Below are 5,587 nucleotides of genomic sequence, written 5' to 3' on the forward strand. Positions count from 1 at the left end.
GTGCTGGGCATTGTCCGCGTGAAGGACTATCGCAGTGCGCTGGCACTGGTGAACAGCCACGAATTTGGCAACGGCAGCGCCGTTTTCACCAGCAATGGACACACCGCTCGTGAGTTCGTGCATGATGTCCAGGCCGGGATGGTCGGGGTGAATGTGCCGGTTCCTGTACCGATGGCCTTCCACAGCTTCGGCGGCTGGAAACGCTCGGTATTTGGTGCCCTCAACGTCCATGGTCCTGACGGCGTGCGCTTCTACACCCGCATGAAAACCGCCACAGTGCGTTGGCCGGAAGGGCAGCAAACCGTATCTGAATTCAGCATGCCGACATTAGGTTAATCGGCGAAGGAGAGCGCCATGTCGTTACTGTCTAAATCACGAAAAGAGGGGCAGATCCAACATATTACGCCGCAAAGTGCTGGCTGGCGCTATATCGGTTTTGATGTATGGATGCTGAAAAAAGGGCAGCGCATTACGCTGGAAAGCGGCGAGCGCGAGCTGTGTCTGGTGCTGGTTGCCGGGCTGGCGTCGGTCAAAACGACGCAGGCTGATTTTCCTGGTCTGGGACAGCGAATGTCGCCGTTTGAACGTACGCCTCCGTGGGCGGTGTACATCCCGACGCGGGACAAAGTTGAGGTGACGGCGGATTCTGACCTTGAACTGGCGGTGTGCAGCGCGCCGGGTAAAGGTAGGCTACCGGCGCGGGTGATTGGTCCGCAGGATGTGGGGGTTGAGCATCGTGGCAAAGGGCGCAATCAGCGTCTTGTGCATAATATTCTGCCGGATAACGCGCAGGCCGACTGTCTGCTGGTGGTGGAGGTGTATACCGACGAAGGCGCCACCAGCTCCTGGCCGTCGCACAAGCACGATACCGCGCAACCGGGGCAAGAAACCCAGTTGGAAGAGACTTACTACCATCGTTTCGATCCGCCTCAGGGCTTCGCTCTCCAGCGGGTGTATACCGATGACCGTAGCCTGGATGCCTGCATGGCGCCTTATAACCACGATGTGGTGATGGTGCCGCGCGGTTATCATCCGGTGGCGGCGATTGCCGGGTATGACAGCTATTATCTGAACGTGATGGCCGGGCCGGAGCGCAAGTGGTTGTTTACCTGGGAAGAGGATCACACATGGATCAACAGCCCTGACTATCCTCGTCACGACTGACGTATCGCAAGAGTGAAAAGGGCCGCTAAGTTTGTGCATAGCGGCCCTTTTTGTCTGTTCCTGTTCCCTGGCGTCCGTCCGGAAGTATTCCCCGGTGGCGCTGCGCTTACCGGGGCTACATGGGGGGATGGTCGTCCGGATAAGGCGCAAGCGCTGCTATCCGGGAGAGGGGGCAGGGTCAGGCGTGGTTTTGCAGGAGCGGCGGCTCTTTGCTGCTGTTCAACGCCAGTGAAACGGCCAGCGTCTGGGCCAGGCACAGAGAAGCCACCTGGGAGCGGAAACCGTCAACCTGCGCTTCACGTACCACAAAGCAGACATCGCTGAAGGCCGCAAGCGGACTGACCTGGCTGTCGGTAATCGCAATCTGTCGCGCCTTGCGCTGGGCGCCAAGTTCAACCAGTTCGACAACTTCACGCGCGTAGGGCGAGAAGCTCACGGCGACTACCACATCTTTCGGTCCCACCAGGCTCAGCTGTTCGGTGAACATGCCGCCGAGGCCATCGATCAGAAACGCTTTTCGGTCAAGATGACGCAGCGCATAGGTCAAATAGGAGGCGACGCTAAACGAGCGGCGCAGGCCAATCACATAGATATTCTCCGCCTCCGCCAGCAGGGCGACCGCGCGCTCGAGATCATCACCAGAGGTCTGCATCGCGAGTTGCTGTAGCGCCTGGGTATTCACCATGGTGAACATATTGAGAATTTCCGTCGGCGTTTCCGGCGGCGAGGTTTCATCATTGGTGGTCTGGCGGAACAGGCGCGCGCGTTCGGTATAGTTGGCGGTCTCTTCCATCAGATGCTGTCTGAACATTTGCTTCATTTCGTTAAAGCCGCTAAAGCCGAACGCATTGGCGAAACGGATCAGCGTCGATGGCGGGACATCCGCCTGCTGGGCGATGGAGGCGACGGTATCGAAAGCGACGCTATTACTGTTATCCAGAATATAGCGTGCCACCTGTTTTAAGCGTTTGCTTAATGTATCGTAGCGACGCCGGATTTCATCCTGCAGGATGGTCAGTTGGGTCGGATTATTGGCCATAGATTGCGCTCTGAGAAAATGAAAGGAATATAACTTCCAGTGTATCAAATGAAGCGAATTTTTCATTTTTTGCGGTAAAATACGCGATTCATTTCACGAAGAAACAGAAAAAAACCCGCACCGGGAGAGGCGAGCGGGTTTTAGTGGGGTTAACCGCGGACTTCGCGCCAGTAGTCGATGAGCGTCAGATAGTTGCGTTTCACCTCGCCAATCAGCGCCTCATCGCTCAGTTCGCCCGCCATCCAGCGTCGTGAAGGCTGGCCAAAGATGGTACGCCCGACGGCGAAGCCTTTGATAATCGGGTGGCCGGCGGCCTCGGCAAACCCGGCGCGCAGCCGATCTGACGGTGCATCGAGGCCGAGGAGCAGGATCCCGCGACACCAGGGATCTTCACGCTCGATAAGGGCTGCGATCTTTTCCCAGCTGACGCCGGACAGCGGCGGCAGTTTCCACCAGTCTGGCTGAATGCCGAGCTGGTAAAAATGTTCCAGCATCGTGTGATAGTGACGCTCGTCTTTATCCGGGCCGTTTTCCGGCAGGATCACCTCCAGCAGCAGCTCATGTCCTGACTTGTTGCAGGCCTGCCAGACTTCCTGCAGCAGCGCATCCTGTTCCGCGCGCAACGGTGCCGGATCTGCCGGATGATAGAAGACCAGACATTTCACCACCTGCTCCAGCGGCCAGTTGATCAGCTGGGAACCAATGTTGCCGTGTTCCAGACGCAGCGGGCGCGAACCCGGCAGCTCGACAGGACGACCAATCCACCAGCCTTTACCGGTAATGGCGTTCAGTGAGCTCTGACCGTAGGTGCCGTCGGCGAGAATACCGCTACGCTGTTCCAGCCCCGCCTCTTTGGCGGCAGCTTCGGCGGCGGCCAGCAGCAGTCGCTTGAGACGGGGAATACAGGCTGGATCGCATCCGGTTTCATGGGCCAGATCCGCCAGCTGTTTACGATGATCAAAAGCGAAAATGCACAGCTCTGGCCACGGCTGGCGGCGACTGGTGACGCGATGTAAATGGTTTAAGCGCGCATCAATATCCGGACGCGGGACAGATTCCGCTCGCAGCAGATAATCATCCAGTTCGACTTTGGTCGGCATCGCCGGTGCGCAGCCGTGACGCGAGACCACCAGCGCGCCGCAGGCATTGGCGTAGCGACACGCCTGCTCCCAGCCTTCATCATTCAACCAGCCGCGCAGCAGACCGGACATAAAGGCATCACCCGCGCCCAGCACGTTGAGCACATCAACCCGCACCCCTTGCTGAAGCGGAATGTTGTCCCAGCTATCGGGGATGTCGCCTTCCAGCACCACGCAGCCCATTGGACCCCGTTTGCAGACCAGCGTCGCTTTTGTCGCGTGGCGGACATTTTTCAGCGCGGTCAGCGTATCGGTGCTGCCGCCGGCAATATGGAACTCCTCTTCTGTACCGACCACTAAATCGAACAGATGGAGCACTTCCTGAAGCTGGCTGGTAACCGGACCGGATTCGATGAAACGTGTTTCACCGTCTCCCAACGAGGTCAATCCCCACAACACTGGACGGTAATCGATATCCAGCGCGGTACGCAGGCCGTGACGGCGAGCGTACTCCAGCGCCTTCAATACGGCCGCACGGGTGCTGGCATGCGAAAGGTGCGTGCCCGTTACCGCCAGCGCACGGGAAGAGGCGATGTACTCCTCATTAATATCCTCAGGTACCAGCGCCATATCGGCACAATTATCACGGTAAAAAATGAGCGGGAAAGTCTCCTGATCTTTAATTCCCAGCATCACCAGCGCAGTAAGACGCTGTTTATCCGTAATCAGGTATGCGGTATCGACCCCGACCCGACGGAGCGTTTCGCGTAAAAAACGGCCATTATGCTCATCGCCGACGCGCGCCAGCATGGCAGATTTTAATCCCTGAATGGCGGTGCCAAAGGCGACGTTGCCGGAAGATCCGCCCAGATATTTAGCGAAACTGGCAACATCTTCTAGCCTTGCGCCAATCTGCTGGGCATAGAGGTCGACAGCCACCCGGCCAATACAGATGACGTCGAGCCGCTTTACTGCTGCATTCATAGCTAGGGTTTCCTTTTGCATATCTGCTGTACGGAAGGGTCGGAATGCCGACAAGATCTCCACACAGCCTGAGGGTGAACGGTTATTCTTAGTTTGAGAAATAAATATTTCATTTGCAAATAAGATCGAAATTAAAAAACCAAAAGTGTGAGGGATCTACCACTCTGCCCCGCCAGGCCCCGTCAGGAAAAGGATCGAAGGCACGGTGACGCCTGGTGCGGCATGACCCTGTAAGAGAGTGCTTTATGCATGATTTTTAAAGGGATGTTTAAGCGGCGGCGCGCCTTGAGCGGCCAATGGCGGGGCGGTTGGTCTGCGTGAAACGGGTGAAACAGGGGGAGAGTTTGATCCTTCTCGCAAAATGAAATATTTTTTCTGTATTTACATTTAATGAAAAAAATGTTTGCCTATAATCCCAAAGTATTCCAGTGGACGTTAACGATTTCCCGCAGCGGTGACAAGCGCGTAGCACAGGGAAAACGCGCTAACCCACACACAAATACTGAAAATAAGGATTGTGCAAAATGGGCAAACTGAGACTGACAATGGCACAGGCGCTGGTGAAGTTCCTGGATAACCAGTTTCTCGACGTGGATGGCGAAGAGCATAAATTCGTAAAAGGCATTTTCGCCATCTTTGGCCACGGCAACGTGCTGGGGCTGGGACAGGCGCTGGAACAAGACAGCGGCGAAATGCGGGTCTTCCAGGGGCGTAACGAACAAGGCATGGCGCATGTCGCTACTGGTTTTGCCCGCCAGTCTCTGCGCCGCCAGATCATCGCCTGCACCTCTTCCGTCGGGCCGGGCGCGGCCAATATGATTACCGCCGCCGCGACGGCCACCGCCAACCGCATACCTCTGCTGCTGTTGCCCGGCGACGTGTTTGCTACCCGTCAGCCGGATCCGGTGCTGCAGCAGGTTGAGCAGAGTTACGACCTGAGCATCAGCACTAACGACGCCTTCCGGGCCGTCAGCAAATACTGGGACCGCATTACGCGCCCGGAACAGCTGATGAGCGCCTGCATCAACGCGATGCGCGTCCTGACCGATCCGGCGGAAACCGGCGCTGTGACCCTCTGTCTGCCGCAGGATGTGCAGGGCGAAGCCTGGGATTATCCCGCTTCCTTCTTTGCGCGACGCGTGCATCGACTCGATCGCCGCCCGGTCAGCACGGCTCAGCTGGCGAATGCTGTCGCCGCCATCAAAGCCAGCCGTAAGCCGCTGATTATCTGCGGCGGCGGCGTGAAATATGCCGGTGCCGGCGAGGCGCTGTCCCGCTTCGCTGAACGTTATGGCGTTCCCTTCGCCGAAACGCAGGCGGG

Annotated in this window: 5 protein-coding genes; 3 read left to right on the forward strand and 2 right to left on the reverse strand. The window is 57.5% G+C overall.

Features of this window, described 5'->3' with window-relative positions:
• Together ACZAHD_RS21245 and iolB are read left to right on the forward strand one after the other, a co-directional pair.
• A partial coding sequence (locus tag ACZAHD_RS21245; protein ID WP_462458520.1) for an aldehyde dehydrogenase family protein occupies positions 1-336 on the forward strand: 336 nt, incomplete at its 5' end.
• A gap of 18 nt (positions 337-354) precedes the next feature.
• On the forward strand, positions 355-1,164 hold the full coding sequence (iolB, locus tag ACZAHD_RS21250; protein WP_462458521.1) for a 5-deoxy-glucuronate isomerase: 810 nt from the start codon (positions 355-357) through the stop codon (positions 1,162-1,164).
• A 178-nt stretch (positions 1,165-1,342) separates the two neighbouring features.
• On the opposite strand, the gene ACZAHD_RS21255 is transcribed toward iolB, so the two are convergent.
• Both ACZAHD_RS21255 and ACZAHD_RS21260 read right to left on the reverse strand, forming a co-directional pair.
• Positions 1,343-2,203, reverse strand: a complete 861-nt coding sequence (locus ACZAHD_RS21255; protein ID WP_462458522.1) for a MurR/RpiR family transcriptional regulator — start codon at positions 2,201-2,203, stop codon at positions 1,343-1,345.
• A 149-nt stretch (positions 2,204-2,352) separates the two neighbouring features.
• On the reverse strand, positions 2,353-4,266 hold the full coding sequence (locus ACZAHD_RS21260) for a bifunctional 5-dehydro-2-deoxygluconokinase/5-dehydro-2-deoxyphosphogluconate aldolase (protein WP_462458523.1): 1,914 nt from the start codon (positions 4,264-4,266) through the stop codon (positions 2,353-2,355).
• 524 nt (positions 4,267-4,790) lie between these two features.
• On the opposite strand from ACZAHD_RS21260, the gene ACZAHD_RS21265 reads away from it, so the two are divergent.
• The coding region (locus ACZAHD_RS21265; protein WP_462458524.1) for a thiamine pyrophosphate-binding protein at positions 4,791-5,587 on the forward strand (797 nt) is incomplete at its 3' end.

It is taken from the genome of Raoultella sp. (assembly GCF_039594335.1).
GTDB lineage: Bacteria > Pseudomonadota > Gammaproteobacteria > Enterobacterales > Enterobacteriaceae > Klebsiella.